This window comes from Pseudomonas corni (genome assembly GCF_057128765.1).
Genome location: NZ_JBSKHW010000004.1, coordinates 137,045 through 164,026 on the forward strand (window position 1 = coordinate 137,045; position 26,982 = coordinate 164,026).

Sequence of the window (26,982 nt, forward strand, 5' to 3'; positions counted from 1 at the left end):
GTGGCCTCACTGCCGGAAGGGTCGTTGCAAATGCGCAGAGAGGCGCCCGGTCAACAGCGCCAGAACCGCCACCAAGACCAGGTACATCACGCAGATCGCGCTGAACATCTCGATGGCGCGGAAATCCGTAGCGATGCGGTCCACTGCCACGAACGTCAGCTCGGCCAGACCGATGGCCTGCAAGTACGAGGAGTTCTTCAACAGCGAAATCGCCGTGTTGAGCATCGCCGGCAAGCTGGTCCTGACCGCAATCGGCAAGGCCACCAGACAGAAGTAATGCGCAGGTTTCAGGCTCAGGGCCATGCTCGCCTCGCGCATGCCGTGCTCGACCGTCGCCAGACCGCCGCGCACGTTTTCAACCTGATAAGCCCCGGCCCACAGCGACAGGCAAAACACCCCGGACCAGAACAGCGACAGCTCCAGGCCAATCGCCGGCAAGCCGTAGAAAATGAAAAACAACTGCACCAGGATCGGCGTGTTGCGAATCAACTCCACGTACAGCACGACGATCTGCGACAGCACCGGCACCTTCATCACCCGCGCCGCGCCGCCCAACACACCGATCACCAGTGAGAACGCGATAGCCAGCAGCGACACTCGCAGCGTCATCAATACGCCGTCGAGCAGCGCGGGCCACTGAGCCAGCAGGTAGTTGACGTCGAAATCCATCAGCGGCAACCGGTTACAGGGCTTCAGCAGGTTTGGCCTGCTCGAAGACGCTCAGGTAGTAGCTCTGGATGTTGGTGGGCACGTATTGCTGAACCCAGACGCGGTAGAGCTTTTCTTCGTGCATGCGAGCAACTGCAGCGCTCAGGTAATCGCGCCACTTGTCCTCGTTTTTGCGCACGCCGATGGCAGCGTCGGAAATCTGGAACGGCTCATTGAGCAAGCGCGCGTCCTTGTCGTTGTCGGCCACGACCACCAAAGTTGCGGCGTCGTGGGTGTAGGCATCGGCGCGACCCTGACGGAAGGTCTGCAACGCGTCGGCGGCACTGTTCATGCGCAGGGTCTTGACCTCGGGCATGTGGTCCTCGAACCACTTGGCCTGCACCGAGCCTTTGAGCGTGGCGAGGGTCTTGCCGTTGAGGTCCTTGATGTTCTTGATCGGGCTGTCTTTCTTCACCACCACGTCGCTCGCGCCCCAACGGTAGGGCGTGGTGAAGTCGATCACGCGCTGGCGTTCAGGGGTGACGCCGAGGGTCGCGATCAGGAAATCGACCTTGCGCCCGAGCAACTGCGGCACGCGGTTTTCAGCGGTGACACAGGTGAACGTCACTTTGTCTTTGGAGCCCAGCGCCCACAACGCGATCTGTTTGGACATCTCCACTTCAACCCCAGCGAACTCGCCGCTGCCGTCCTGAAAACCGTACGGCGGCTGATCGCAACGCACCCCGGCGCGCAATTGGCCGGCCTCTTTGATTTCATCGGGAACAGCAGGCAGGTCTGCGGCAAGCACCTGCGTCACACCCGCCAGGGACAGGCAGGAAACGGCCAACGCATTGCCAAGGGTTTTGAAAGAAAACGACATGATGCCTCCTGGTTACATAGCAGCATCGTCTGGCTCAGGGCCTGAAACGACGCAATGAATTCAAGGGCAGAACTGAAAAGAGATGACGCGGTGCAATCAGTGCTTGAGGGCTAGTGGTGATCGCATCCGTCTGCGCGGTGATATCGATCTCGCAATCAGTTATAAAGCCTCTGGCTCATGCCAACAAATGACAATACAGTGGTCATCCATACCGAATTGATATGGCCTGCCATGAACTTCAAACAAGTCGAAGCCTTCCGTGCCGTGATGTTGAGCGGCTCGATGACCGCTGCTGCCGAGTCCCTGCACACCTCGCAGCCGAACATCAGCCGCCTGATTGCACAGCTGGAGCGCACCAGTGGTTTCAAATTGTTCGAGCGGGTCGGCGGGCGTCTATTGCCCACGGATGAGGGGGCGGCGCTGTTCGCCGATGTTGAGCGCGCATTCACTGGTCTGCAGAGCATTGAGCAGTCGGCGCAGAACATTCGTCGCGGCGGCACCGGGCGTTTGCGTATCGCGGCCGTACCGTCTCTGTCACTGACCGTATTGCCTCGGGTGATTCAGCGCTTTCGCCAGGAAAACCCGGACGTGGCGATTTCGATTCACACCAGTGATTCACCAATGGTGGCGCACTGGGCGGCCTCGCAGTTTTGCGACCTGGGTCTGGCGTCGTATGTCGCTGAAGACATGCCAGGGGTGAAAACCCAAGTGATCTGTGACGTGCCGGGGGTCTGCGTGTTTCCCAAAGGGCACCGCCTGAGCGGCTTGACGTCGGTGGGACCAGAGGATTTGAAGGGCGAGGAGTTTATCTCCCTGTCCCAGAGCGACGGCACCCGCAGCCGAGTGGACCGGGTGTTCCCCGACGACAAGGGACATCGCAAACTGAACCTGGAAACACCCTATGCCGCGACCGTGTGCTCGCTCGTGGCGTTGGGCTTGGGTGTGAGCATCGTCAGCCCCATGGTGGCGCTGGAATACCTGCACACCGGCATCGAAACCCGACCGTTCCGCCCGAAGATCCGGTTTTCCACCTATTTGCTACTCCCAGCGGATCGTCCACAGAGCGTGCTTTCGCAGCGATTTGGCTTGCTGATACACGAAATGCTGACGACGGCTTCGGAGGATTGGCAATAGATCCGCGCATTTGCAGGAACGCGCTTGCCCGCGATGACGTCCGTACAGTCGACACAATTTCATCGCCCATTCGAGTTTCGCGGGCAAGCGCGCTCCTACAGGTTTGGATTACGACCGGGGACGCGAGCGTTGGGCAATCAGCCCGCCGCGATCACGGTAATTTCCACCAGCAGATCCGGCGCAGCCAGCTTCGACTCAACCGTCGCGCGCGCGGGCGCATGGCCTTCGGGGGCCCAGGCGTCCCAGACTTCGTTCATACCGGCAAAGTTGGCGTTGATGTCTGACAGCCAGACTTGCGCAGTCAGGATGCGTGTCTTGTCCAGACCGGCCTTGGCCAGGAAGTTGTCGATCTTCTCCAGCACCTGTGCGGTCTGGCCCTTGATGTCCAGGGTGCGGTCGGTGGCGGTCTGGCCGCCGAGAAAGGTGAAACCGTTGCACTGAACGACGCGGCTCATGCGCTGATTGGTTTCGATACGGGTAATTTCAAGCATGTGAACTCCTCAATGGTGCGGGATGGTTGAAGCGGTTTTTGGAAGGGAAAGCGGCGCCAGCAGCGCGACTTTCTCGAATCGGTCGACGGCGAACGCATCGAGGGAAATATCCGAATGCTCGCCCAGTATTTGTTGCGCAAGACGCTTGCCGGTCCCGGGCCCCATCTGGAAGCCGCTGCCGCAGAAGCCAAATGAATAGCTCAGGTTGCTGGCTTTGCGACTGGCACCAATCACCGGCAGATCGTCTGCGGTAAAGGCCTCGACGCCCGCCCAAACCCGATTGACGCCCAGGTTTTTCAAGTGGGGAAACAGGTCAGTGACGGTTCGCGCGCTGGTACCCAGCCGGGTCATGTCGACCTCACCGTGACGCGCCGGAAAATCCAGCGAGCCGATCAGTTTGCCGCCAATCACCACTGTGCCGTTGGCAAACTGTTTGAAAGACAACGAGCGCCCGGTCGCGCCCAACACCGGCGCGCAAAACGGCGCGACACGGTGGGTGACCATCAGCATCAGACCCTCGGGATGCACCGGCACCGGCTCACCGATTTGCGCGGCCAACTCACCGGCCCAGGCGCCTGCGGTCACCACCAGATGCTCTGCCGTATACACCCCGCGCGCGGTAGTCACGCGCCACTGGCTGCCGGTCTGTTCGATGCGCTGGGCAGGGGTGGTTTCATGCACCAGCACTCCCAGCTTTTGCGCGGCCAGACGAAACGCCGTCACGGTTTTATAAGGCACGGCAAAGCCATCGTCCTTGACCCAGATGCCGCCCACCACATGCCGGGCGACGGTCGGAATGATGTCGAAAACCTGCTGTTGATCGATCAGCACTTCATGGTCGAAACCCAGTGCTTGAAGCTGCTCCACGCGCTGCCGACACTCTTCAAGCTCGGCCAGGTTTTCCGCCAGTTTCAACTGCCCGCTGGGCACGAATCCGCCGTCATCACCCAGCACGCTTTTCAGCTCATGCCACAGCGTGCGAGAAGACAGCGCCAGCGGGATTTCCGGCATGTGCCGACCCAGGGTTCGCACGCCACCGGCATTCACCCCGGAGGCATGACGCCCGCAGTAATCAGCCTCCAGCACCGTCACCTTGACCCCACGCTGAGCCAAATGAAACGCCGTGCTCAGGCCATGAATACCGCCGCCGATCACCAGCACATCGCCCTGGCGCTGGCCTGAGTCACTCACCGGCCAGCTCTCCCAGGGTAATCGGCTTGATCGGCGGACGTATGCGGTAGTACCCCACTTCCGACGCAGACACACCCCGCGCCTTGGCAATCACTTCGGTCACGGTCAGGCCGCACATGCGCCCCTGACAAGGCCCCATGCCGCAACGCCCGAACGATTTGGCCTGATTTGGACCGGCGCAACCCAATGCGACAAACCCGCGCAAGTCCCCCGCCGTCACCTCCTCACAGCGACAGACCATCACGTCATCGGCAGGAATGCGGTTCTCTTCCTTAGGCTGATACAGCGCGTCAAGAAACGGCCGAATGCGCAGGTTGCTTTCAAGCTTCGCTCGTAACGGATCGGCCTGATGATCGCGCTGCGCCGGGTTGATCGAACCCAACCGGGAAGCGATGCCCAGCGCCGCCAATTGCCCTTGCACCGCTGCCGCCAGCGCGCCACCAATTCCGGCGCCATCGCCTGCGACAAAAACGCCCGGCACATCCAGCTCACCCCACGGATCTACCACCGGGCTGAAGCACAGCTGATCCAGATCCCACACATGACGGGCGCGCAGTGACTGGCTGAATTGAATATTCGGCACCACGCCCTGATGCAGCAGCACGCAGCGGGTAGCAACGCGCTGAGGTTTGCCGGACGCAACGAAGGTCAAGGCTGTGGCCGCCTCGTCACCCTCCACCGCCAACTGCTCGGCGCCGGTGTAATGAGCAATACCGGCGCTGCGTAAACTGCGCATCAATTCCAGCCCCTTGCGCAGGTACGGCCAGGCGCGCAGCGCTGCGAACAGATGACGCCGGGCGCGCCAGTAATCTTCGGGCCGGGTGGTATCGACCAACGCTTTGATCGGCACACCGGCCCGCAGGTATTGCCAGCCAAGCAGGTACAGCAGCGGCCCACAGCCGGCCAGCACCACTGGCTCGGTCGGTGCCAGGCCTGCGCTTTTCAGCAGAATCTGCGCAGCGCCTGCGCTCATCACGCCGGGCAATGTCCAGCCGGAAATCGGAAACGGACGTTCCATGGCGCCGGTGGCGAGCAATACGGCCTTGGCCTGCAAGGTATGCAAACGGCCTTCGCGCAAATAACTGACTTGATGATCCCGGGTGACCTGCCACACCGCCGCGCCCTTTTCATAACGCACGCTGGACGACGCCAAAGCCTGAGCCAGTTGGTTGCCATGGGCGTAATCCGGCCCAAGCATGTCCCGGCGCGACAACGGCGCCAGGGTGATGCCGCGGTAAATCTGCCCGCCGGGGCTGCCCTGTTCGTCCAGCAGCACCACTTGCAGGCCCAGCCGTGCCAGCTCAACCGCGCCGCTCATGCCTGCAGCACCCGCGCCAATCACCACCACATCGACCGTTTCCGGATTCATGACTGCACCTCCACGGCAAGGACATTAACCGGTTGAAACACCAGGTCCCGGGCGCCTTCCTGGGAGTGAATGCGCATGCCGTCGGCGGCTTCGATCAGGCAGCTCTGGCGATTGGGTACGCCGTCGATTTCCACCAGGCACTCGAAGCACACACCCATCATGCAGTAAGGCGCGCGAGGCGACTCGCTCACTGGCGTGGCGCGAAAACGACTGACGCCGGACATCAGCAGCGCAGCGGCGACACTGATGCCAGCGGGCACCGTCAGGGATTGTTCGTTGAAGGTCAGGCTCACGGTCCGCGTCGATCTGACTTCACTGGCGACCGGTTGAAACAGCGAATCAGTGCGCATGGGAAAACACCTTGTCAGTTAAAAAACGCTCACCGGCAAACACGCCCAGCTCACCGGGTTGCGCGCCGCCCATGACCCACGGTGCGATGCGCAACGCGTGCGCGGCGGCCAAAGTGACGCCGCTGTGGCACGTCACAACGAAGGCGCCGGGATGAGCGTCGGATTGCTGATAGATCGGAAAACCGTCCGGGCTCATCACCCGCAATGCACCCCAGGCACGAATCAGCCGCACATCGCGCAGCAGCGGAAAGGTCGACACCCCGCGCTTGGCGATGGCCGCCAGGACCTCGGTGGACGTGCCGTCATCAAAACCCACCTCCTCCATTGAATCGCCCAACTGCACGGTGCCTTCGTCGGTCTGTCGGACGTTGATGGTCGGATACTCGAGAAACGGCCGGACGCGTTCGCTGACCAGCACTTGCCCGCGATTGGGCGCAACAGGCGCATGCAGGCCAACCTGTTTCGCCAGCCCCGGATTGCCCAAACCGGCGGCCAGGACGATGCGCGGCGCGATAAAGCGGCGATTGCCAGCGCTCACACGAAACTCACCCGGTGCGCAGTCGATGCGATCCACCTGCACGCCACCAGAAAAACGTGCGCCTTTGGCCTGGGCCGAGGTGTGCAATGCGCGCAGCAGCTTCAGCGGATTGACGTGGCCGTCCTGGGGCGTGTAGCTGGCGCCGATCACCGACGGCCCGATCAGCGGGAGTCGTGCCTTCAGCTCAGCGGCGTCGAGCATCTGAAACGGGTAGTCGCCCAGCGCGTCCTGCAGGGTTTGCAAGCGCGACTGACGCTCCAGCAGTTCTTCATCACTGAAGCACATATGGAAACCGCCCGGCTGCTTGAGCTGCACATCGACGCCGCTATCTTCCATCAGCGCTTGGGCCAAGGCCGGCCAGCGCGTGGCCGATGAACGCGTCCAGCGCGAATAATCCGGCAGGTCGTGGCCCTTGCCCTGCACCCAGACCAACCCGAAATTGCCTCGCGATGCACGAAAGGCATCGTCGCCCTGATCGAGCACCACGGTGTCGGCGCCGGTACGTGCCAACCCGTAGGCCACCGCCGTGCCCACCAGACCGCCACCGATCACGATGACGTCAGACTGCGTGACATTTAAATCCTGGCTCATTTGCCCTCTCCGATCAGTACCCGATCCAGACCCACCATGCGGTCGAGCACCAGCATCAGCAGCAAGGTGCCGACGATGAGCACCGTCGAAACGGCGGTGATCAACGGGTCAATGGTCTGGGAAATCTGGTTGTACATCGCCACCGGCAAGGTCGTGGTGCCGGGCGTGGCGACGAAGACAGTCATGGTCAATTCATCGAAGCTCTGGATGAACGCCAGCATCCAGCCGCCGATGACACCGGTGCGAATGCGCGGCAGCACAACCCGATAAAACGCGGTCCAGCGACTGGCGCCGAGTGACAAGGCCGCCTGTTCGATGTCGCGCTCCAGGCCGATGGTCGAGGCCAGGGTCAGGCGTAGCGCATATGGCAGGACGACAATGACGTGAGTGAGCGTGAGCGCCCAAAACGATCCGCCAATCTGCGCCAGGGAAAAGAAGCGCAGAAACGCGATCCCCAACACCACCGACGGGATCATCAGCGGCGACAGCAGAAAGCCGGTCAGCGCGCCGCGTCCGGGGAACTCATAGCGACTGATCGCCAGTGCCGCCGGGATCGCCAGCAACGCAGCGATGGTGGCCGAGGCCAGCCCCAGCTTGATCGACAGCGTGAAGGCATCGAGCATTTCCTGGTTGTCCAGCAATGCACGAAACCAGCGCAGCGACAGGCCGTCGGTGGGCAGCGACAGATAGCCCTTGTTGGTGAACGCCATCGCCATGACCACCAGTAACGGCGCGACGATGAAGGCCACGAAACAAGCGTGATACAGCTGCGAGAAAAATCCGTTCTTGTGCATGGCCGTCTACTCGAAGACTTGCTTGAAGCGGCGCTCGGCCAGCTTGCTGCAACCTAAAATGATGATCAGGTTCGCCACCAGCAACAGCATGGCAATGGCCGCACCGAGGGGCCAATTGAGCGTGCCGAGGAACTCGTCGTAGGCGGCAGTGGCAACGACTTTCAAACGCCGACCGCCAATGATCGCCGGTGTGGCAAAGGCTGAGGCTGCGAGGGCAAAGACGATGATCGAGCCCGAGAGAATGCCCGGCATGATCTGCGGCAGGATGATTCGGCGAAATACCGTCAGCCGCGATGCGCCCAGGGACAGCCCCGCCCACTCCACCTGCAGGTCAAGGCGCTGCAAAGTCGCCCACACCGCGATGACCATGAACGGCACCAGCACGTGGGTCAGCGCGATGATCACCCCGACCTGGGTGAAGAGCATTTTCACCGGCTGATCGGTAATGCCCAAGGCTTGCAGGGCGTCGTTGATCAGTCCGTTATTGCCCAGCAGGATCGCCCAGCCCAAGGTACGCACCACCACCGAAATCAGCAGCGGGCCAAGCACCACCAGCAGAAACAAGGAGCGCCAGCGCGGGGCCATGCGCGCAATGATGATGGTCTCCGGCACGCCCAGCAGCACGCAGAGCACGGTGACGGCCAGCGCCATGCCGCCAGTGCGCAGGAAGATTTCGTGAAAATAACCGTCCTGGAACACTTCGATGTAGTTGCCCAGGCTGTAGCCCGGCACTACGACGCCGCTGTCGCTGAACAGGTTCAGGGACAAGACGGCCGTCAGCAGCAAAGGCGCCAGCAACAGCGCGATAAAGACCAACAGCGCCGGCCCGCTGAGCAACCACGGCGCAGCGCCGACGTGTTCGGCGTCATACCTGGCCATGGGCGACCTCCCGATCCAGCAGGCGCAAGTCATCATCTGACCAGTCGAGGCCGACTTCGCTGCCTTCATCCGGCGGCGGCGTGCCCAGATTCGGCTGGGTCATGTGCACCAGGCCCAAATGGCTGTCCACCGCGATCAGCCACAGGTTGCCGAGGAACACCCGCAGGCGCACCCGGCCGGTCATGCGCCCTGCGCCGACGGCGGTCAGGCGTATTTTTTCCGGGCGGATATAGACGTTGACGTCGTTGCCCAGCGAGCGGTCTTCGTGGGGTACGTGCAGCGTGGTGTCCTTGACCTGAACGTGACAGCAGCGGTCATTGCGTAACTGGACGGCGCCTGCGAAAGCGTTGGTCTTGCCCAGAAACGCCGAAGCGAAGGGCGAATGCGGGCGCTCGTAGGCCTCGAACGGCGTATCGATCTGCACGATGCGACCCTTCTGCATCACGGCAATGCGGTCGCTCATGGTCATGGCTTCGACCTGATCGTGGGTTACCAGAATGGTGGTGATGCCCAGATCGCGCTGAATCGCCCGCAGTTCGATGTGCATCTCCTCGCGCAGCTTGGCGTCGAGGTTGGACATCGGCTCGTCGAGCAGCAATAAATTGGGGCGGATCGCCAGGGCGCGAGCGATGGCCACCCGCTGACGCTGTCCGCCGGAGAGCGCTTTTGGATAGCGATCACCCAGGCCTTTGAGGCGTACCAGATCCAGGGCTTCGACGACCCGCGTGCCGCGCTCGGCCTTGGGCACGCCGCGCATTTCCAGGCCAAAGCTGATGTTTTGCGCCACGGTCATGTGCGGAAATAGCGCGTAGCTCTGAAAGACGATCCCCAGACCTCGCTGCTCGGGGCGCACGTGGGTGATGTCACGGCCATCGAGGACGATGCGCCCTTCGGTGGGCTGCACAAATCCTGCAATCGACTGCAACGTGGTGGTCTTGCCGCAGCCGGACGGACCGAGCAAGGCGATGAATTCGCCGTGCTGAACTTCGAGGTTCAGCCCGTCAATGGCCCGGAAACTGCCGTAGGTTTTGACGAGGCCTTCGAGTGTGAGAAATGCCATGGGCTTGCCACGCAGGCACGGGGCCTGCGTCTCCAGAAAGGTGTCGGGAAGCGTCATCCATCAACGCAGGCGTCTAGCGCTCGACCGTGCGGTTCCAGCGCGTCGTCCACTCGCTGCGCTGCTGGTTGATGGTGTCCCAATCGACCTTGATCAGCGCGTTGACCTTCTCGGGTCCATAAGGCATGCGAGCGGCGATGTCCGGCGCCAGCGTCACTGTCTGGTTGACCGGGGCAAAGCCGTTTTCCTTGGCCTGAATGGTCTGCACTTCCGGCGAGAGCACGTACTGAATGAACGCTTGCGACAGCTCGGACTGAGCATTGGGCGTGACGCCGCAGGCCGCGATCTGCAGGGCGATGCCGCCCTCTTTCGGATAGATGAATTTCAGCGGAAAACCGGTGCTTTGCAGCGCCACCGCGCGACCGCTGCCGTAGACGGCCATGACCACGTCGCCGTTCTGCATCATGCCGTCCATTTCGCCGGGCGCTGAAACCCAAGCCAGCACGTTGGGCCCGATTTCGTCTTTGAGCGCCTTGAAGCCGGGGTCGATGTTTTTCTCGCCACCGCCACGCAATCGGGCCATTTCCACCAGGCTGTGCAGGCCGTAGGTGTTGGTCACCGGCGGCATGCCCAGCAGTTGCTTGTATTTGGGATCGGTGAGGTTTTCCCAGGAATCAGGTGGCGCCCAACCGCGCTTCTTGAACGCGTCCTCGTTGTAGCCAATACCGGTGGCGACCACGCCAATCCCGGTGGCCTCCGGGCTCAGCCGGGCCAAGGGATAGAGGTCCTTATAGACCGGTGCATCGCTGAGCTTTTCGCACAGCCCCATCTGCAACGCCTGATACATCGGGCCGTCGTCCATCATCGCCACGTTGATCTGCTGCCGGCCCTTTTGCGCCTGCAGCTTGGCCAGGGTTTCGGTGGAGTTGCCGGCGACGTAGATGACTTTGACGTTGTGCAGCTTTTCGAAGGCGGGGATGACTTTGGTTTTGTACATCTGCTCGGTGGAGCCACCGACCCCTGCGACATACAGGGTGGTGTCGGCGGATGCGCTGGCGCTGCCAAAACCTGCAAGGGTCATGGCTACGGCGGCGGCGATGCGGGCAAACGGCTGTGGGGCTGAGGACGAGTTGAGGCTATTCACAGACTATCTCCGAAGTGCATGGGGCAGATCGAACAATGCGTCAGTCGCTTCGGTGTGAGCCGAGGCTTTGCATGCACGGTGCATGCGCCCGGAGTATCCGTTCCGGGTGGCGCATCTTCATGTGCGCTATGGGTTGCTGGCTTCGAGTATTGCTATCGACGATCCATATGGTCAAATACGGATATATCGGTTAGTTATTCATATTTGATATGGAAGATCGTGATGAATCTCAGGCAGATTGAAGCGTTCCGCAGCGTGATGAGACTGGGTTCCATGACCGCTGCGGCCGAGGTCCTGTACACCTCGCAGCCCAATGTCAGCCGGCTGATTTCGCAGCTGGAATTGAGCACGGGGCTGAGTCTGTTCAAGCGTGCGGGCGTGCGATTGATTCCGACCCAGGAAGGCCAGGCGTTCTTTCAGGAGGTCGAGCGTGCGTATGTGGGGCTGGACAGCCTCAAACTGTCTGCCAAGAACATTCGCAATCTGGGCACCGGGCGTTTGCGAGTGGCGGCGGTGCCGTCGATGGGCCTGAGCGTGATTCCCAGAGTGCTGAAAACCTTCACTGACTCACGCCCGGAACTCACCGTGTCGCTGCACGTGAACTCATCGCCGACGGTGGAGCAATGGGTGAAATCGCAGTTCTGCGACATCGGCATCGTCGTGCACCCAGGCGATGTCAGCAGTCAGCAGATCGAGTTGCTGGCGCAGGTGCCGGCGGTCTGCGTTTTGCCTGGATCGCACCCCTTGGCCGAGCGATCTGAAATCACGTTTACCGACCTTGAGGGTGAGGCGTTTGTCTCGCTCTGCCATGGCGATGGGACGCGGTCTCTGGTGGACGGCTTGTTCGAGCAGGCGGGTGTCGAGCGGATCATGGCGGTGGAGGCGCAATACGCCGCGATCAACTGCGAAATGGTAGCGCTGGGCATGGGCATCACCCTCGCCCACCCCTTCGTGGCCCGGGATTATCTGCACCTGGACGTGGTGGTACGCCCGTTCCGGCCGGACATCCTGTTCCCCACCTACGTGATCTGGCCCACGTCGCAGGCAAGGACGACATTGGCCGAGGAGTTCATCGACACATTGAAAGCGTATTACCGGGAGGTGTTGGGACATTGATCGCACCCACGGTCGCGGCCCCCCACACATCTCCTGTAGGAGCGTACGAGCAGCGCGAGGCCGCGATTGCGGTGTGTCAGGTGTATCGCGATCGCAGCCTTCGGCGGCTCGGCAGCTCCTACAGGTTGGGTAGCGACCTGCACAACTGCGGCGCAACCCCATTCGCGGACGGGTCCGCTCCCACGGATCCCGTGCCCTCCGGCAAACATACATCCCCTGTAGGAGCGTACGAGCAGCGCGAGGCCGCGATGCGGTGTGTCTGATACACCGCGTGCTCAGCTTCGCGGGCAAGCCTCGCTCCAACAGTCTTGCGCACGTCCAGGCTTGCTGATCAAGCCATCTCTATCAAATCCCGCTCAGCGCCAGATCCATCGCAAAGTAGGTGAAGATCAAATCCGCGCCTGCGCGCTTGATGGCGCCCAGGCTTTCGCGGACTACGCGGTGTTCGTCGATGGCGCCCGCTTGCGCGCCGAACTTGATCATCGCGTACTCGCCACTGACCTGATACGCCGCCAATGGCAGGGTCGACGCTTCGCGGATGTCGCGGATGATGTCCAGGTAAGCGCCCGCTGGCTTGACCATCAACGCATCGGCGCCTTCGGCCTCATCCATCAGCGATTCACGCAGCGCTTCGCGGCGGTTCATCGGGTTCATCTGGTACGTCTTGCGATCACCCTTCAACGCACTGCCGCCCGCTTCACGGAACGGGCCGTACAACGCCGAGGCGAACTTGGTCGAATACGCCATGATCGGCGTGTGGGTGAAACCTGCTGCGTCCAGCGCCGCGCGAATCGCCTTGACCTGCCCGTCCATCGCTGCCGAAGGGGCGATCACATCGGCGCCTGCACGGGCAGCCATCACCGCCTGCTTGCCGAGGTTTTCAATCGTTGCATCGTTATCGACGTGATCACCGTGCATCACGCCGCAATGGCCGTGATCGGTGTACTCACAAAAACAGGTATCGGACATCACGATCATTTCCGGCACTGCGCTTTTGATGGTCCGCGAGATCCGCGAAACCAGGCCGTTTTCTTTCCAGGTGTCGCTGCCGTCGGCGTCAAGATGGTGGGACACACCAAAGGTCATCACCGACTTGATGCCAGCCTTGGCGTAACGCTCGACTTCCTGAGCCAGTTTCGACTCTGGAATACGCTGCACACCGGGCATGCTCTTGATCGGCACGAAGTCGTCGATTTCTTCTTCGACGAAGATCGGCAGCACCAGATCGTTGAGGGTAAATTCGGATTCCTGAAACAGCGCACGGAAGTTTTCGTTGCTGCGCAGGCGACGTGGACGGGAAGCTGGAAACAGGCTGGACATGGCAGTTCCTGAAATGAAAATCCGGAAAAATGACGGACGCCAAGCGTCAGGCAAATATCGATGGCGCGAAGCTTATGCCTGCCGCGACCTCGATTCAAATATCTGGACGATAAAGTCCCTTGCCGAGTCTGCAACAGTGCCATGAAAAATTGCTGCAACATCCCGCAACTAAAGGACTGTGGCGCAGGTCACTGCTATCGGAGAGTGCCATACAAAGTGGCGACCTTGACTGGGGCGGGACCGGCCTTGAACACACAAAACAAATACGCAGATAAACGCAACAACCTTTCCCTGGACGGTCTCAACTTCTTCCTCGCCGATGTGCGCGACGGACTGGGGCCCTATCTGGCGATCTACCTGCTGGCAGTCCACAAGTGGGACCCCGCCAGCATCGGTCTGGTGATGACACTGGCGGGCATCGCCGCCCTGATAACGCAAACCCCGGCTGGCGCGCTGATCGACCGATCCAAAAGCAAGCGCCTGATTGTCGCCATCGCCGCCCTACTGGTGACGGGCGGCTGTCTGGTGTTGCCGTTTATCAATTCGTTCAGCTGGGTTGCGATCACGCAGTCCATCAGCGCCATTGCAGGCTCGGTGTTCGCCCCTGCGATTGCCGCTATTTCCCTGGGCATCACCGGGCCCAAAGCCTTTACCCGCAGGACTGGCCGCAACGAAACCTGGAATCACGCGGGCAATGCCGTGGCGGCCTTGCTGGCGGGGTTGTTTTCCTGGATGTTCGGCCCCGTCGCCGTGTTTTATCTGATGGCGTTCATGGCGGTGGCGAGCGTCGTCGCGGTCAGCTTTGTGTCCGCCGATGCCATCGACCATGAGGTCGCGCGGGGTTTTGATCCCGCGCACAAAGACTCGGGCGAACAACCGTCAGGGGTGAAGGTGCTGCTGACCAACAGACCGCTGTTGGTGTTCGCGGTGTGCTGCGGGCTGTTTCATTTGGCCAACGCGGCGATGCTGACGCTGGTCAGTCAGAAGCTGTCGCAGATCGACATGAGCCTCGCTACGCCGCTCACCTCGGCCTGCATCGTCGCTGCGCAGTTGGTCATGGTTCCGGTGGCCTGGCTGGTAGGCGCCAAGGCCGATGACTGGGGGCGCAAGCCTTTGCTGCTGGCGGGGTTCATCATTCTGCCGTTGCGGGGCGTGCTGTATGTGCTGTCGGACAACCCGTGGTGGCTGGTGTCGGTGCAGTTGCTGGACGGCATCGGCGCCGGGGCGTTTGGCGCACTGCTGCCGTTGGTGGTGAAGGATCTCACCGCTGGCACCGGACGTTTCAACGTCAGCCTTGGCGCGATCTCGACCGTGTTCGGGCTGGGCGCCGCCTTGAGCAACGGTCTGGCGGGCCTGGTAATTCAACAAGCGGGCTACAGCGCGGCGTTCTTGACCCTGGCGGCGATTGCAGCGGTCGCCTTCGTTTTGCTGTGGGTGGCAGTGCCGGAGACGCTGGGGCGCGCGAAAACTGACGATGAACCCACAGCGGCCGCCGTCACAGGTTGAGTCGGCAGATCAGACGCGAGCCGCTGTGCCGGGGGTGCTCGATGAGCCCTCACCCAGTTCACGTTGCATCAGCACCGTGTCCAGCCAGCGGCCATGCTTGAAGCCGACCGATTCAAATACCCCGACGCGGCGGAATCCCATCCGCTGGTGCAGGCGAATGGAGGCGGCGTTTTCTCTGTCGCCGATGATCGCGATCATCTGCCGACGCCCTCCCGTCTCGCATCGTTCGATGATCACCTGCAACAGCCGGTGACCAATCCCCAGCCCGCCTAGACCTTCACGCACGTAAACCGAATCCTCAACGCTGGAGCGATAGGCTGGACGCGGCCGATACAGGGTGGCGTAACCGTAACCGACCACCTCCCCCGCGCGTTCGGCCACCACATATGGCAGATCGTTGGCCAGGATATCGGCACGCCGCCTAAGCATTTCAGCAAGCGGCGGCGGATCGAGTTCAAAGCTGGCCGTGCCGTGGATCACATGGTGAGCGTAAATCGCCTGCACGGCGGGCATGTCGTCATCGCGGGCGTCGCGCAGGATCAGGTCTTGGGTCATGTGGGTCTTCTTTGTTCGTCAGCCATCGGTTGGGCAAATGATCAACGCAGACGCAGACCTTGTAAATGCGTTTAAAATGCCGCCCATTCCCTCTGCCGACCCTGCCGAATGAACCCTGACGCTCTCGCTGTCCTGCAGCACCATCTATTGACCGCCCTTGCAAACCCGCCTGCAGAAACCCGCCGTCTGTTCCATGGCCGGGGCCGTCGCTGGCCTGGTCTGGAGCAACTGACCGTCGACTGGATGCAGGGCGTGGTGCTGGTGTCGCTGTTCAAGGCGCCGGCCGAATCCGAATTGCAGGCGTTGAAAGAGTTACTGATGGAAATCATCGATTGCGCACCCTGGAAATCATCCGGTGCGCACACGCTGCTGTTGCAACATCGCTACCTGCCGGACAGCACAACCGAATGGCTGGTGGGCGAGCATCTGGATGAATGGACGCTGACTGAAGGCGGCCTGCGCTATCTCGTGGATTTTGGCAAAAAGCAGAACAGCGGGTTGTTTCTGGACATGCGCTATGGACGTGACTGGGTGCGGGCCAACTCGCAGGGCAAACGGGTGCTGAACCTGTTTGCCTACACCTGCGGGTTCTCGGTGGCGGCGATTGAGGGCGGTGCGGAGTCGGTGGTCAATCTGGACATGTCCCGCGCAGCCTTGAGCCGGGGGCGCGACAATCATCGGCTCAATGGCCATGACCTGAGTAAAGTCAGTTTTCTCGGCCATGAGCTGTTCAAATCCTGGGGCAAAGTGAAGAGCACCGGGCCATATGACCTGGTGATCATCGACCCGCCTTCGTTCCAGAAAGGCAGCTTTCTGCTGACCAAGGATTATCAGCGCGTACTGCGCAAACTGCCGGAACTGTTGACCGACACCGGTACGGTGCTGGCGTGCATGAATGACCCGGCGATGGGGGCCGATTTCCTTGTCGAAGGCGTGATGCGCGAAGCACCGAGCCTGCAGTTCGTGCAGCGTCTGGACAACCCGCCGGAGTTTGCCGATATAGAGCCCGAAGGCGGTTTGAAGGCCTTGGTCTTTAAGCAAACCCTGTAGGAGCGAACTTGTTCGCGAGACGTAGTGCCTGACACACCGCAGCGTCTGCCTCGCCAACAAGTTGGCTCCTACAGAAAAACTTAAGCACTCAACCGCGAGATCACGTCGTTGAGCCCCACCGACAGCTGATGCAAATCGCCACTGGCAACTTGAGTGCGCTTGACGTTGTCCTGGTTAGTGGTGGCGATGGCGGTGATTTCCGTCAGGTTGCGCGAGATGTCTTCGGCAACCGACGTTTGCTCTTCGGCGGCGGTGGCAATCTGGCGGTTCATGTCACGAATCGATTCGACCGCTGCCGTGATGCGCTGCAACGAACTCCCAGCCAACGCCACTTGATCGACGCTTTCCTGACTGCGTGTCTGGCCGCTTTCGATGGCCAGCGCCGCATCGGTTGCCCCGGTCTGCACCGAATGAATGATCTGATTGATCTCGGCAGTGGAGGCGGCGGTGCGCTGTGCCAGCGTCCGGACTTCATCAGCCACCACCGCAAAACCACGCCCGGCGTCGCCTGCCCGCGCCGCTTCGATGGCAGCGTTCAAGGCCAGCAGATTGGTCTGCTCGGCGATGCCGCGAATCACTTCCAGCACTTTGCCGATACGTCCGCTGTCAGTTTCCAGACGGCGGATGACTTCGGCGGTGTTGCTGATTTCAGTGCGCATGTGGTTGATCGCGGTGATGGTGGCGCCCATCACTTTGTCGCCTTCCTGAGAACAGCGATCCGCTTCGTCAGCCGCCTGCGAAGCCTCGGCGGCGTGACGGGCAACTTCCTGAGCGGTGGCCGACATTTCATTCATGGCGGTGGCGACCTGGTCGGTACGCTCGAACTGCTCCAGCGTGCCTTGCGCCATCAACGCGGCAATGGCTTTAAGCTCGCCGCCGGCGCTGTCCAGATCCGTGGTGCTGCGCTTGAGACGAGTAAAGGTATCGGCCAGGAAATCGCGCAACGTATTGGCGGCCACCGCCAGACGGCCCAGCTCATCCTGACGCTTGATGCTGACGCGCTCGCTGAATTTGCCTTCGCTCAGTTGCGCGACGTAATCGATCAGCATCCGAATCGGCCCGACGATGTTGCGGTTGACCAGCCACAAGGTGAGCACACCCACCAGCAATGCGGACGCCAGCATGATCAGCGTCCCCAGCAGAATGGTTTGATCCGCCGCCGCGCTGATCGCCAGCGATTGTTGGTCGCTCTGTTTGCGCAGTTCAGTCACCAGCTCGGTCATCTGCTCGCTGGCAGCGCGGTCTACGCCTTTCACCGCTTGATCTCCCGCCACCGGATCGGCGTTGGCGGCAATGAACGCGTCGCGGCCTTTGCGGTAAGCGGTGCCAAGGGTGCGGTGTTCTTCTTTTAGACGGTCGATGCGGGTTTTCAGTGCTGGATCGATGCCCTGCACTTCGCCCAGGCGGCCAAGGGTGGCTTGCACCTGGCGCTCCTGATCTTCGAACTGGCCCCAGAATTTGTCACGGTCAGCAGCCTGTTTGCCGCGCAGCAGCACGTTCTTCCATTCCTGAACCTGAACTTTGAATTGCAGATTGGCCTGATCGATCAACTGTGAACCCTGCAACGGCCCGTCCAGCAGGCCGCGATAGGCGTGCACATTGCTCGACAGGAAGTGAAAGCACGCCAGCGCGATCAACAGCACCAGCACCAGGCTTGCACTGAGCATCGCCAGAATCTGGAATTTAAGGGATTTGGACATACGGGAATCTCGCCGGGAAGGACCGCAGTCTCCGAGGTCGCCCCGGAGGATTGAACACGTGCCACTTCCCTGTGCCCCTGCCGGAAAACGTTTCGCAACAGAGGGTTACCCAGGATTCATCGACCAGGATTAACGCTTCTTTAGCGCCGTCCTCATCAAACCGATAATCGGTCGAAAAGCTTCGTATGCCCTTCATCTTCGGGGCCTGACAACCGATATTCGCGGGCAAGCGCGCTCCTACAACGGATCACTGCCTGATACCAATCCCGTGGGAGCAGACCTGTCCGCGAAGGCGATTGATCGGGCGACATAGATGCGTCGGATGTACCGGCCCTTTCGCGGACAGGTCCGCTCCCACGCGGGATGCGCAGCGCCGCTGAAATCCAGGTTTGATGCCAATCCTGTAGGAGCGCGCTTGCCGGCGATATACGGCGATACACCCGACGCATCTTCAGCGCCTGGCAGAAAGCTTTCGCGGGCAAGCGCGCTCCTACAAAAGGATCTGGGGCGTTACTGAAAGAGGGCTGACGCTGATCCCGTGGGAGCGGACTTGTCCGCGAAGGCGATTGATCGGGCGACATAGATACGTCGGATGTACCGGCCCCCTCGCGGACAGGTCCGCTCCCACGGGTTAGGCAGCGCACAACGCATTGCTTTTGATTCTGGGCGAAGCCCGTAGGAGTCCGGCTTGCCGACGATCTGGCGCGCAGCGGCAGCAAAACGGGGGAATGCGGTGTGTCAGTTGAAACCGGGACGTTAGGTTTGGGGCCGCTGCGCGGCCCATCGCTGGCGTCGTAACCTCCGTGAGCTCCTACGGGATGCGCAGCGCCGCTGAAATTCAGGTTTGATGCCAATCCTGTAGGAGCGCGCTTGCCCGCGAAAAGGCCGGTACATCCGTTTACCCAGGCTGCCCAAACACCTGGGAAGGCCGGCGTAGCAAGGGGTCGAACGGGTTGATCTTCTGTCCGATGGCCATGGCTTCGCGTTTGAGCAGTTCGACCACCGTGGGCAGGCGGTCGGCGTTGAGGCGGTCGCTGATGGTCGCCACGCTTAAAGCCGCGACGGCGCGCCCTTCTCGGTCGAGGATCGGTACGGCAAGCCCGGCCATCCCCGGCAGCACACCGGTGTTGCGGGCGGCGTAGCCCAGGCGCCGGACGTTGTCGATTTCCGAGCGCAGCAGCACCTCGTCGTACAGATGCACGTCCCGCAGGCGCGGCAGGTTGTAGCTGATAACGGTGTCACGCTCGTCCTCGGGGAGAAAGGCCAGAATCGCCAGACTGCCCTGCCCCACACCCAAGGCCACCCGCCCGCCGATATCGCCGGTAAAGGTACGAATCGGGTACGGCCCTTCGCTGCGATCAAGGCAGATCGCATCAAAACCACTGCGTGCCAGTAAAAACAACGAATCGCCCAGTGACGCTGACAAACGCAGCAAACTGGGACGCACGATTTCACGCAGATTGCCGGAGTTGCCTGCGCGCGCCGCCAGGGCGAAGAAATCCAGGCTCAGTCGATAACGTTTGCTGCTGGCGTCCTGTTCCACCATGCCCTCGTCCACCAGGCTGCGCAGCAGACGATGGGTGGTCGGCTGCGACAGGCCGACACGCTGCGCCAGCTGGGTCACGCGCTCACCGCCCTCCGCGCTGTCGCCCAGGCAACGCAGCACCGCGAACAAACGGGAGACCGCACCCACGCCGGTCTCTTTGGCAGCAGGATCGCCCAACTCATTCCGATCAGTGGAATTCATATCGTGATAAATCTCGTCTTAATTCACTCAATGGATTAAATGAAAGAAAAAACTCATTCAGTGAAATTCTTCGTTGAGCGCATCCTAGTCTTCGTCCTAGGATCGGTCCACAGGGCGATTTGAATAACACCGGCAGCCGACATCGATCGAGCGCCACCGTCCACAGCGTCACGCACGGTTTCTCTTCGCATCTGCCCATAAAAAACGTACGCCCCCGGCGTGCTCGAAAAACAGGTGGAACTCAGCGATGGCATTTCTCCAGCTTCAAGCACTCGGCAAACGCTACGGCGCCGTTGACGCGGTAGTCGCCACGGACCTTGCCGTGGAGAAAGGCGAATTCGTGTCCCTGCTCGGCCCGTCAGGCTGCGGCAAAACCACCACCCTGCAAATGATCGCTGGTTTCGTCGATGTCAGCGCAGGTCGCATCCTGCTCGATGGCCGTGACATCACCCACGCTAAACCGGCCAGTCGCGGTCTGGGGGTGGTGTTTCAGTCCTACGCGCTGTTCCCGCACATGAGCGTTCGCGACAACGTCGCCTTTGGCCTGCGCATGCGCAAAGTGCCGGCCGCCGAGATCAAGACCCGAGTTGATCGGGTGCTGGATCTGGTCCGCCTGACCCCGCACGCCGACCGTTACCCCCGTGAACTGTCCGGCGGCCAACGCCAGCGAGTCGCACTGGCCCGTGCATTAGTGATCGAGCCGCCGGTGCTGTTGCTGGACGAACCGCTGTCGAACCTGGACGCCAATCTGCGCGAAGAAATGCAGTTTGAGATCCGCCGGATTCAGCGCGAAGTCGGTATCACCACCCTGATGGTCACCCACGATCAGGCAGAAGCGTTGTCGATCAGCGATCGCGTGGTGGTCATGCAGGGCGGCCGCATTACCCAGATCGACGAGCCCTACAAGCTCTATGAACACCCTCGCACCCGGTTCATTTCCGGCTTCGTCGGCAAGGCCAACCTGCTGCAAGGCGAACTGGATGCCAGCGGAGCGCCGCAAGTACGTGAACAGCCTGGCAATGGCGCGGTGATCCTCAGCCTGCGTCCGGAGAAAATCGATCTGGTGGAGGCCGGCAGCGGTCGCCTGCAAGGCCGCATCCTCACCCGCTATTTCCTCGGTAGCCAATGGTTGTATCGCGTCGAGACTGCCATCGGCGAGATCACCGTGGTGCGCCGCAACGATGGTGACGCGCCGATGAATGAAGGCACCGCTGTGGGGCTGACCTGGCCGTCGGAATTGTTGCGCGTACTAACCGCCGACGAGGTGCATCCATGAATGCGCCCAGCGTATTTCGCGACACCGGGCGCGGCTATCTGTTGTCGGCGCCCGCGTTGATTTTGTTTCTCGGCCTGCTGGTGCTGCCGCTGTTGCTCACCCTGGTGCTGTCGTTCAACGTCTTCGACTACACCATCGGGGTCAAAAGCGATGCATGGACCTTCGCCCAGTACATCAACCTGCTCACCGATTCGTACTTCTACGAAATCTTCTTTCGCACCTTCTGGATCAGCGCACTGGTCACGCTGTTGTGCGTAGTCATCGGCGTACCTGAGGCCTACATTCTCAGCCGCATGGGCGCACCCTGGCGCTCGATTTTTCTGATTCTGATCCTCACCCCCTTGCTGATTTCAGTGGTGGTCCGCGCCTTTGGCTGGAGCCTGTTGCTGGGCGCCGACGGGCTGATCAATCAGGCGATTGCTGCGCTGGGCGGCACGCCGATCAAGATGCTCTACACCCCGTTTGCCGTGATTCTGGCGCTGGTCCACGTGATGCTGCCGTTCATGATCATTCCGGTGTGGACCTCGTTGCAGAAACTCGACCCGTCCGCCGAACAGGCCGCGCTGTCGTTGGGCGCGACCCAGGCCAAGGTGATGCGCCTGGTGGTGCTGCCACAGGTCATGCCCGGCGTGCTGTCGGGCACGCTGATCGTGTTCGGCCTCTCGGCCAGCTCGTTTGCGATCCCCGGCCTGCTCGGCGGTCGCCGCCTGAAAATGGTCGCCACCGTGGTGTACGACCAATACCTCTCGGAACTCAACTGGCCCATGGGCGCGACCATCGCGGTGGCGCTGCTGCTGGTGAACTTGCTGATCATGCTGTCGTGGAACCGCATGGTCGAAGGCCGCTACAAAAAATCCCTGGGGGAATGATCGATGTCCAAGAACGGTTCTCTCGCCCTGTCGTTTCATGCCCTCGTTGTGGTGTTCATGCTCGCGCCGCTGATGGTGGTGTGTCTGGTGGCTTTCACCCCGGAAAACACCCTGAGCCTGCCGTGGTCAGGGTTTTCCCTGCGCTGGTTCAAGGCGGTGTTCGAGCGGGCGGACTTCATCGACTCCTTTTATAACAGCCTGATGCTGGCAGTCGTCGCAGCCACCCTCGCCACCTTGATCGCGGTGCCCGCGGCCCTGGCAATCACCCGTTATCAATTTCCCGGACGCGGGTTTCTCAACGGTCTGTTTCTCTCGCCGATCATCATTCCGCACCTGGTGCTGGGGGTGGCGATGCTGCGTCTGTTCGCGCTGATGGGCGTCAATGGCAGCTTTGTCTGGCTGACCTTCGCCCACGTTGTGATCATCACGCCCTATGTGCTGCGCCTTGTGCTGGCGGCTGCCATCGGCATCGACCGCAGCGCCGAACAGGCCGCTGAATCCCTGGGCGCCAGCCGTTTCACGCTGTTTCGCCTGATCACTTTGCCGATGATTCTCCCGGGGGTGGCCGGAGGCTGGCTGCTGGCGTTCATCAACAGCTTCGATGAAGTGACGCTGTCGATCTTCGTCACCTCGCCCTCGACTCAGACGCTGCCCGTGCGCATGTACGTCTACGCCACTGAATCCATCGATCCGATGATGGCCGCCGTGTCAGCGCTGGTCATCGCGTTGACCGCCGCCACCATGATCATCCTCGACCGGGTTTACGGCCTGGACCGTGTACTGGTGGGCAGACACTGATGCCGCAAACAACCGCACCCCGGCTGACAGAGAGAGCGCCATGGCCTTGCTGAAACGACTGGCAGAAAAAAACCGGCCGTCCCTGCCCTTCATCCTCGACGGCCAACCCGCCACTGGCTTGCAGGGCGACACGTTGCTGACGGCGGTACTGACCGCCAGCGATTACTTGCGCGGAAGTGATTTCAGCGCCGAGCCCCGTGCCGGTTTTTGCCTGATGGGCGCGTGTCAGGATTGCTGGGTCAGACTCGATGATGGCCGCCGTGTGCGCGCCTGTTCGACGCTGCTCGAAGCGGGCCAGGTGGTCAGCCGCGAACCGGGGCGCCGGTCATGAAGCGCGCCGAGATCGTAATCATCGGTGCCGGACCTGCGGGTATTCGCGCCACGCAAACCCTGGTCGCTTACGGGTTGCAGCCGTGCCTGATAGACGAAAGTCTGCGCGGCGGCGGGCAGATCTATCGTCGTCAGCCGGAAAACTTCCAGCGTTCGCCAAAAAAGCTGTACGGCTTTGAAGCCAGCAAGGCAGTAGCCCTGCATTCGACGCTGGACCGTTTGGCCCATGAAATCGACTATCGCCCGCAGACGCTGGTGTGGAACGCCGAAAATCAGGTGCTGGACACGTTGACCGAAGGCGTTGCCGACCAACTTGCCTATCGACACTTGATCGTGGCGACCGGCGCGACCGACCGCATTCTGCCGGTGCCAGGCTGGACATTGCCTGGAGTCTACAGCTTGGGTGCGGCGCAGATTGCCCTGAAGTTTCAGGGTTGCGCCATTGGCGAGCGTGTGGTGTTTGCCGGCAGCGGACCGCTGTTGTATCTGGTGGCCTATCAATACGCCAAAGCCGGTGCCAAGGTGTTGGCCGTCCTCGACAGCTCACCTTTTTCCGCGCAAAGCCGCGCGCTGCCGGCGTTGATTCGCCAGCCGCTGACGTTGGCCAAAGGTGTGTATTACCGCAGTTGGCTGACCGCCCACGGGATACCGGTGCATCAGGGCGTGGAACTGGAGCGCATCGACGGCGAGCAACGGGTCGGTTCGGTGAGTTGGCGCAAAGGCGAGCAAACCCACTCAATGGACTGCGATGCCGTGTCCTTCGCTCACGCGCTGCGCAGTGAAACCCAATTGGCCGATTTGCTCGGTTGCGCATTCAGTTGGAGCGCGCTGAACCGCGCCTGGTTGCCCACTCGCGACAGCGACGGACGTAGTACGGTCGAGGGCGTTTATCTGGCCGGTGACGGCGCGGGAATCATGGGCGCCGACGCCGCAGAAATGGCTGGCGAGCTGGCTGCACTGACGTTGTTGGCCGACGTCGGTCACCCCATTGATGCCGCACGTATTGCGGCACTGAAAAACAAGCTGGCCGCCGTCGAGCGCTTTCGCCACGGACTGGAAACAGCGTTTCCGTTCCCGGAAGACTGGGCCGCGCAAACAGCGGATGAAGTCACGATCTGCCGCTGCGAGGAGATCAGCGCCGGGGATATTCGCCAGACCGTTGCCCAGGGCCATTGGGAAATCAACCGGGTCAAAGCCATGTGTCGCGTAGGCATGGGCCGCTGTCAGGGCCGGATGTGCGGGCTGGCGGCCACCGAAATCATCGCCCAGGCCAGCGGCCGGGAAGTGTCGAGCATTGGCCGATTACGCGGTCAGGCACCAATCAAACCGCTGCCGTTTGGTCTGGAGATCCAGCAATGAGCGCGCCAATCGAAGTGGATGCACTCGTCATTGGCGGCGGGATTGTCGGCGCATCCGCTGCGCTGTTTCTCGCGCAAAAAGGCCAGCGGGTTGCCTTGCTGGAGCGGGATTTTTTTGGCTCCCATTCCAGCGGTGTGAACTATGGCGGCGTGCGACGTCAGGGCCGACCGTTGTCGCAGTTGCCTTTGTCGCAACGGGCCCACGGCATCTGGGGCAATTTGCAGCAGTTGATCGGCATTGATGGCGAATACCTGCGCTCGGGGCATCTAAAACTGGCGCGCAGCGACAAGGATATGCAGGCGCTGGCGGCTTATGCCCAGGCCACTCGGGGTTTTGGGCTGAACCTGCAATTGCTGGATCGGGCGCAATTGCGCACGCGGTTCGCTTGGGCCGGAGATGTTGCGGTGGGTGGATCACTGTGCGCCGACGACGGTCACGCCAACCCTCGTCTGGTCTCCCCCGCGTTCGCCCGCGCTGCGCAGCGTCTGGGCGCGCAGGCGTTCGAGCAGGCCCACGTCATTGACGTCAACCATGATGGCCAGGCCTTCAACGTGCGCACTGACAGCGGACAGCGCTTTCGCAGTCACTGGCTGCTCAACTGCGCCGGGGCTTGGGCGGCACATCTGGCTGAGCAATTCGGCGAGCCGGTGCCTATGCGCTCGGGCCATCCGGCGATGCTGGTGACCGAGCCGCTGCCAATGTTCATGGACGTCAGCACTGGCGTTGAAGGCGGCGGTATCTATGCCCGCCAGGTGGCTCGGGGTAATTGCGTGCTGGGGGGCGGCCAGGGTTTTCCACTGGATTCGGCACGGGCGCGACCGGGCCATGCCGCGATCATGGAAATCCTGCGCAACGCCGCTGAACTCTATCCACCGTTGACCGGTGCCCAGGCGATTCGCACCTGGAGCGGCACCGAAGGTTATTTGCCGGACCGCGAACCCGTGCTGGGTGCCAGTGCGACCCAGCACGGTTTGCTGCATGGTTTCGGTTTCGCAGGCTCCGGCTTTCAAATCGGCCCGGCCGCCGGAGAAGCCTTGGCGGAAATCGTCTGCACCGGCGCATCGAGCATTTCCCTCGACGCATTTTCAATCCGTCGATTCCAAGCTGTTCCATCTGCCACCGGCGCCCTCAATGGCGCCGATAACGTCATCCCACTGCACAGAGGAAGGTCGCACCCATGAACAACCTGAAACGTTTTGCACTCAGCGGTTTGTCCTGCTTGCCACTGGCGACCTTGCTCGCTTCGATGCCGGCTCACGCTGAACCGACGCTGTACCTGGGCATGAACGGCGGCACCATGGAACGCCTGTACGCCGATCAAGTGTTGCCCGCCTTCGAAAAGGCCAACAACGTCAAGGTGGTGATCGTGCCGGGCACCTCGTCCGACATTCTGGCCAAGGTTCAGGCCAGCAAAGACAACCCGCAGATGCACGTGATGTTCCTCGACGACGGCATCATGTACCGCGCGATCTCCATGGGCCTGTGCGGCAAGCTGCAACCGAGCGCGGCGCTGGCGGACATCCCGGCCAAAGGCAAAATCAAGAATGAAGCCGTTGCCGTGAGCCTCGGGGTGACGGGCCTTGCGTACAACACCAAGATGTTCAAGGAAAACGGCTGGAGCGCGCCGACGTCCTGGGGCGACATGGCAGACCCGCGCTACAAGGAAAAGCTGGTGTTCCAGTCGCTGGCCTCCTCTACTTTCGGTCTGCACGGCTTCTTGATGTTCAACCGGTTGCAGGGCGGCAGCGAGAAAGACGTCGAGCCGGGCTTCAAGGCATGGCCAAAAACCGTGGGCCCCAACGTGCTGGAGTACATCGCAAGCTCGGCGAAGATTTCGGAAATGGTGCAGACCGGCGAAGCGGCGTTGTTCCCGCTGACGCCCACGCAAGTCACCGCGCTGAAACTCAAGGGCGTGCCAGTCGAATACGCGCCGCCTAAAGAAGGCGCGGTGGTGCTGAACGTGGCCGAATGCACCATCGCCAACAACGACCAACCGGAACTGGCGCAGAAACTTGCCGCCTTCCTGCTGACGCCCGAAGCCCAGGCACCGGCGCTGGAACAGGGTGATCAAATCCCGTCCAACCCGAAAACCCCCACCACCGAGAAAACCAAAGGCCAGGTAGATGCGATGAATAAATACCTGGAAACCGCTGTGACCATTGATTGGGATCAGGTCAACCAGATCCGCCCGGAATGGAACGCGCGCTGGAGCCGGACCATCGAGCGGTAGACAGACCTTGGGGCTGTCCCGTGGGAGCGGACCTGTCCGCGAAGGGGCCGGGACAGCCGA

At 61.5% G+C, this 26,982-nt stretch carries 26 protein-coding genes and 1 pseudogene; 11 read left to right on the top strand and 16 right to left on the bottom strand.

All coding sequences use genetic code 11. The features are described 5' to 3' along the window. Positions 1 to 6 precede the first annotated feature (6 nt). Both ACWKV9_RS09445 and ACWKV9_RS09450 read right to left on the bottom strand, forming a co-directional pair. On the bottom strand, positions 7 to 669 hold the full coding sequence (locus ACWKV9_RS09445; protein WP_483835835.1) for an amino acid ABC transporter permease: 663 nt from the start codon (positions 667 to 669) through the stop codon (positions 7 to 9). A gap of 13 nt (positions 670 to 682) precedes the next feature. Next, on the bottom strand, positions 683 to 1,528 hold the full coding sequence (locus ACWKV9_RS09450; protein ID WP_483835836.1) for a transporter substrate-binding domain-containing protein: 846 nt from the start codon (positions 1,526 to 1,528) through the stop codon (positions 683 to 685). A 231-nt stretch (positions 1,529 to 1,759) separates the two neighbouring features. Between ACWKV9_RS09450 and ACWKV9_RS09455 the strand changes: the two genes are divergently transcribed. Continuing rightward, the gene (locus tag ACWKV9_RS09455) at positions 1,760 to 2,662 is read left to right on the top strand and encodes a LysR substrate-binding domain-containing protein (protein ID WP_483835837.1); all 903 of its coding nucleotides are present in this window, start codon (positions 1,760 to 1,762) and stop codon (positions 2,660 to 2,662) included. Between the two features lie 137 nt (positions 2,663 to 2,799). On the opposite strand, the gene ACWKV9_RS09460 is transcribed toward ACWKV9_RS09455, so the two are convergent. The 9 genes from ACWKV9_RS09460 to ACWKV9_RS09500 all read right to left on the bottom strand — a co-directional run bounded on the left by ACWKV9_RS09460 (position 2,800) and on the right by ACWKV9_RS09500 (position 11,066). Beyond that, on the bottom strand, positions 2,800 to 3,153 hold the full coding sequence (locus tag ACWKV9_RS09460) for a RidA family protein (RefSeq protein ID WP_483835838.1): 354 nt from the start codon (positions 3,151 to 3,153) through the stop codon (positions 2,800 to 2,802). A gap of 9 nt (positions 3,154 to 3,162) precedes the next feature. Further along, positions 3,163 to 4,344, bottom strand: coding sequence for an NAD(P)/FAD-dependent oxidoreductase (locus ACWKV9_RS09465; RefSeq protein ID WP_483835839.1), 1,182 nt, complete (start codon positions 4,342 to 4,344; stop codon positions 3,163 to 3,165). Then, positions 4,337 to 5,713, bottom strand: coding sequence for an FAD/NAD(P)-dependent oxidoreductase (locus tag ACWKV9_RS09470; protein ID WP_483835840.1), 1,377 nt, complete (start codon positions 5,711 to 5,713; stop codon positions 4,337 to 4,339). Before ACWKV9_RS09470 ends, ACWKV9_RS09465 begins: the two co-directional genes overlap by 8 nt. After that, entirely contained in the window at positions 5,710 to 6,063 is a 354-nt protein-coding gene (locus ACWKV9_RS09475) for a (2Fe-2S)-binding protein (protein WP_483835841.1), read from the bottom strand. The genes ACWKV9_RS09470 and ACWKV9_RS09475 overlap by 4 nt, the downstream gene beginning before the upstream one ends. Continuing rightward, on the bottom strand, positions 6,053 to 7,192 hold the full coding sequence (locus tag ACWKV9_RS09480; protein ID WP_483835842.1) for an NAD(P)/FAD-dependent oxidoreductase: 1,140 nt from the start codon (positions 7,190 to 7,192) through the stop codon (positions 6,053 to 6,055). The genes ACWKV9_RS09475 and ACWKV9_RS09480 overlap by 11 nt, the downstream gene beginning before the upstream one ends. Next, positions 7,189 to 7,986 (bottom strand): ABC transporter permease, encoded by a 798-nt coding sequence (locus ACWKV9_RS09485; RefSeq protein ID WP_483835843.1) that lies wholly within the window; start codon positions 7,984 to 7,986, stop codon positions 7,189 to 7,191. The genes ACWKV9_RS09480 and ACWKV9_RS09485 overlap by 4 nt, the downstream gene beginning before the upstream one ends. Before the next feature lie 6 nt (positions 7,987 to 7,992). Beyond that, positions 7,993 to 8,865, bottom strand: a complete 873-nt coding sequence (locus ACWKV9_RS09490) for an ABC transporter permease (RefSeq protein WP_483835844.1) — start codon at positions 8,863 to 8,865, stop codon at positions 7,993 to 7,995. Continuing rightward, on the bottom strand, positions 8,852 to 9,925 hold the full coding sequence (locus ACWKV9_RS09495; protein ID WP_483835845.1) for an ABC transporter ATP-binding protein: 1,074 nt from the start codon (positions 9,923 to 9,925) through the stop codon (positions 8,852 to 8,854). Before ACWKV9_RS09495 ends, ACWKV9_RS09490 begins: the two co-directional genes overlap by 14 nt. Before the next feature lie 73 nt (positions 9,926 to 9,998). After that, entirely contained in the window at positions 9,999 to 11,066 is a 1,068-nt protein-coding gene (locus ACWKV9_RS09500; protein WP_483835846.1) for an ABC transporter substrate-binding protein, read from the bottom strand. Positions 11,067 to 11,288: 222 nt separating this feature from the next. On the opposite strand from ACWKV9_RS09500, the gene ACWKV9_RS09505 reads away from it, so the two are divergent. Then, positions 11,289 to 12,182, top strand: a complete 894-nt coding sequence (locus tag ACWKV9_RS09505; protein WP_483835847.1) for a LysR substrate-binding domain-containing protein — start codon at positions 11,289 to 11,291, stop codon at positions 12,180 to 12,182. A gap of 345 nt (positions 12,183 to 12,527) precedes the next feature. On the opposite strand, the gene hemB is transcribed toward ACWKV9_RS09505, so the two are convergent. Then, complete coding sequence (gene hemB, locus ACWKV9_RS09510) at positions 12,528 to 13,502, bottom strand: porphobilinogen synthase (RefSeq protein ID WP_483835848.1); 975 nt, start codon at positions 13,500 to 13,502, stop codon at positions 12,528 to 12,530. A gap of 246 nt (positions 13,503 to 13,748) precedes the next feature. Between hemB and ACWKV9_RS09515 the strand changes: the two genes are divergently transcribed. Continuing rightward, entirely contained in the window at positions 13,749 to 15,008 is a 1,260-nt protein-coding gene (locus tag ACWKV9_RS09515) for an MFS transporter (RefSeq protein WP_483835849.1), read from the top strand. A 9-nt stretch (positions 15,009 to 15,017) separates the two neighbouring features. On the opposite strand, the gene ACWKV9_RS09520 is transcribed toward ACWKV9_RS09515, so the two are convergent. Further along, the gene (locus tag ACWKV9_RS09520) at positions 15,018 to 15,563 is read right to left on the bottom strand and encodes an N-acetyltransferase family protein (RefSeq protein ID WP_483835850.1); all 546 of its coding nucleotides are present in this window, start codon (positions 15,561 to 15,563) and stop codon (positions 15,018 to 15,020) included. 108 nt (positions 15,564 to 15,671) lie between these two features. Here ACWKV9_RS09520 and ACWKV9_RS09525 point away from each other — a divergent pair, with 108 nt between their 5' ends. Continuing rightward, complete coding sequence (locus ACWKV9_RS09525; protein ID WP_483835851.1) at positions 15,672 to 16,613, top strand: class I SAM-dependent methyltransferase; 942 nt, start codon at positions 15,672 to 15,674, stop codon at positions 16,611 to 16,613. Positions 16,614 to 16,693: 80 nt separating this feature from the next. On the opposite strand, the gene ACWKV9_RS09530 is transcribed toward ACWKV9_RS09525, so the two are convergent. The 3 genes and pseudogenes from ACWKV9_RS09530 to ACWKV9_RS09540 form a co-directional block, all read right to left on the bottom strand. Continuing rightward, entirely contained in the window at positions 16,694 to 17,461 is a 768-nt protein-coding gene (locus ACWKV9_RS09530) for a methyl-accepting chemotaxis protein (protein ID WP_483835985.1), read from the bottom strand. A gap of 165 nt (positions 17,462 to 17,626) precedes the next feature. Then, positions 17,627 to 18,313 (bottom strand): annotated as a pseudogene (locus ACWKV9_RS09535) (methyl-accepting chemotaxis protein); the annotation flags it as partial. Between the two features lie 898 nt (positions 18,314 to 19,211). Further along, positions 19,212 to 20,060 (bottom strand): IclR family transcriptional regulator, encoded by an 849-nt coding sequence (locus tag ACWKV9_RS09540; protein WP_483835852.1) that lies wholly within the window; start codon positions 20,058 to 20,060, stop codon positions 19,212 to 19,214. A 247-nt stretch (positions 20,061 to 20,307) separates the two neighbouring features. Here ACWKV9_RS09540 and ACWKV9_RS09545 point away from each other — a divergent pair, with 247 nt between their 5' ends. Genes ACWKV9_RS09545 through ACWKV9_RS09575 form a run of 7 tightly spaced genes read left to right on the top strand, consistent with a single transcriptional unit; the run spans position 20,308 to position 26,922 of the window. Next, complete coding sequence (locus ACWKV9_RS09545; RefSeq protein ID WP_483835853.1) at positions 20,308 to 21,336, top strand: ABC transporter ATP-binding protein; 1,029 nt, start codon at positions 20,308 to 20,310, stop codon at positions 21,334 to 21,336. Next, entirely contained in the window at positions 21,333 to 22,205 is an 873-nt protein-coding gene (locus ACWKV9_RS09550; protein ID WP_483835854.1) for an ABC transporter permease, read from the top strand. Before ACWKV9_RS09545 ends, ACWKV9_RS09550 begins: the two co-directional genes overlap by 4 nt. Positions 22,206 to 22,208: 3 nt before the next feature. Further along, positions 22,209 to 23,003 (top strand): ABC transporter permease, encoded by a 795-nt coding sequence (locus ACWKV9_RS09555; RefSeq protein ID WP_483835855.1) that lies wholly within the window; start codon positions 22,209 to 22,211, stop codon positions 23,001 to 23,003. Positions 23,004 to 23,043: 40 nt separating this feature from the next. Then, positions 23,044 to 23,334 carry a (2Fe-2S)-binding protein gene (locus tag ACWKV9_RS09560; RefSeq protein ID WP_483835856.1) on the top strand — a complete coding sequence of 97 codons (291 nt, stop codon included), beginning with the start codon at positions 23,044 to 23,046 and terminating at the stop codon, positions 23,332 to 23,334. Beyond that, complete coding sequence (locus ACWKV9_RS09565; RefSeq protein WP_483835857.1) at positions 23,331 to 24,692, top strand: FAD/NAD(P)-dependent oxidoreductase; 1,362 nt, start codon at positions 23,331 to 23,333, stop codon at positions 24,690 to 24,692. The genes ACWKV9_RS09560 and ACWKV9_RS09565 overlap by 4 nt, the downstream gene beginning before the upstream one ends. Continuing rightward, positions 24,689 to 25,873: an NAD(P)/FAD-dependent oxidoreductase gene (locus ACWKV9_RS09570; protein WP_483835858.1), complete on the top strand. Its 1,185-nt coding sequence runs from the start codon at positions 24,689 to 24,691 to the stop codon at positions 25,871 to 25,873. The genes ACWKV9_RS09565 and ACWKV9_RS09570 overlap by 4 nt, the downstream gene beginning before the upstream one ends. After that, on the top strand, positions 25,870 to 26,922 hold the full coding sequence (locus ACWKV9_RS09575) for an ABC transporter substrate-binding protein (RefSeq protein ID WP_483835859.1): 1,053 nt from the start codon (positions 25,870 to 25,872) through the stop codon (positions 26,920 to 26,922). Before ACWKV9_RS09570 ends, ACWKV9_RS09575 begins: the two co-directional genes overlap by 4 nt. Positions 26,923 to 26,982: the final 60 nt, after the last annotated feature.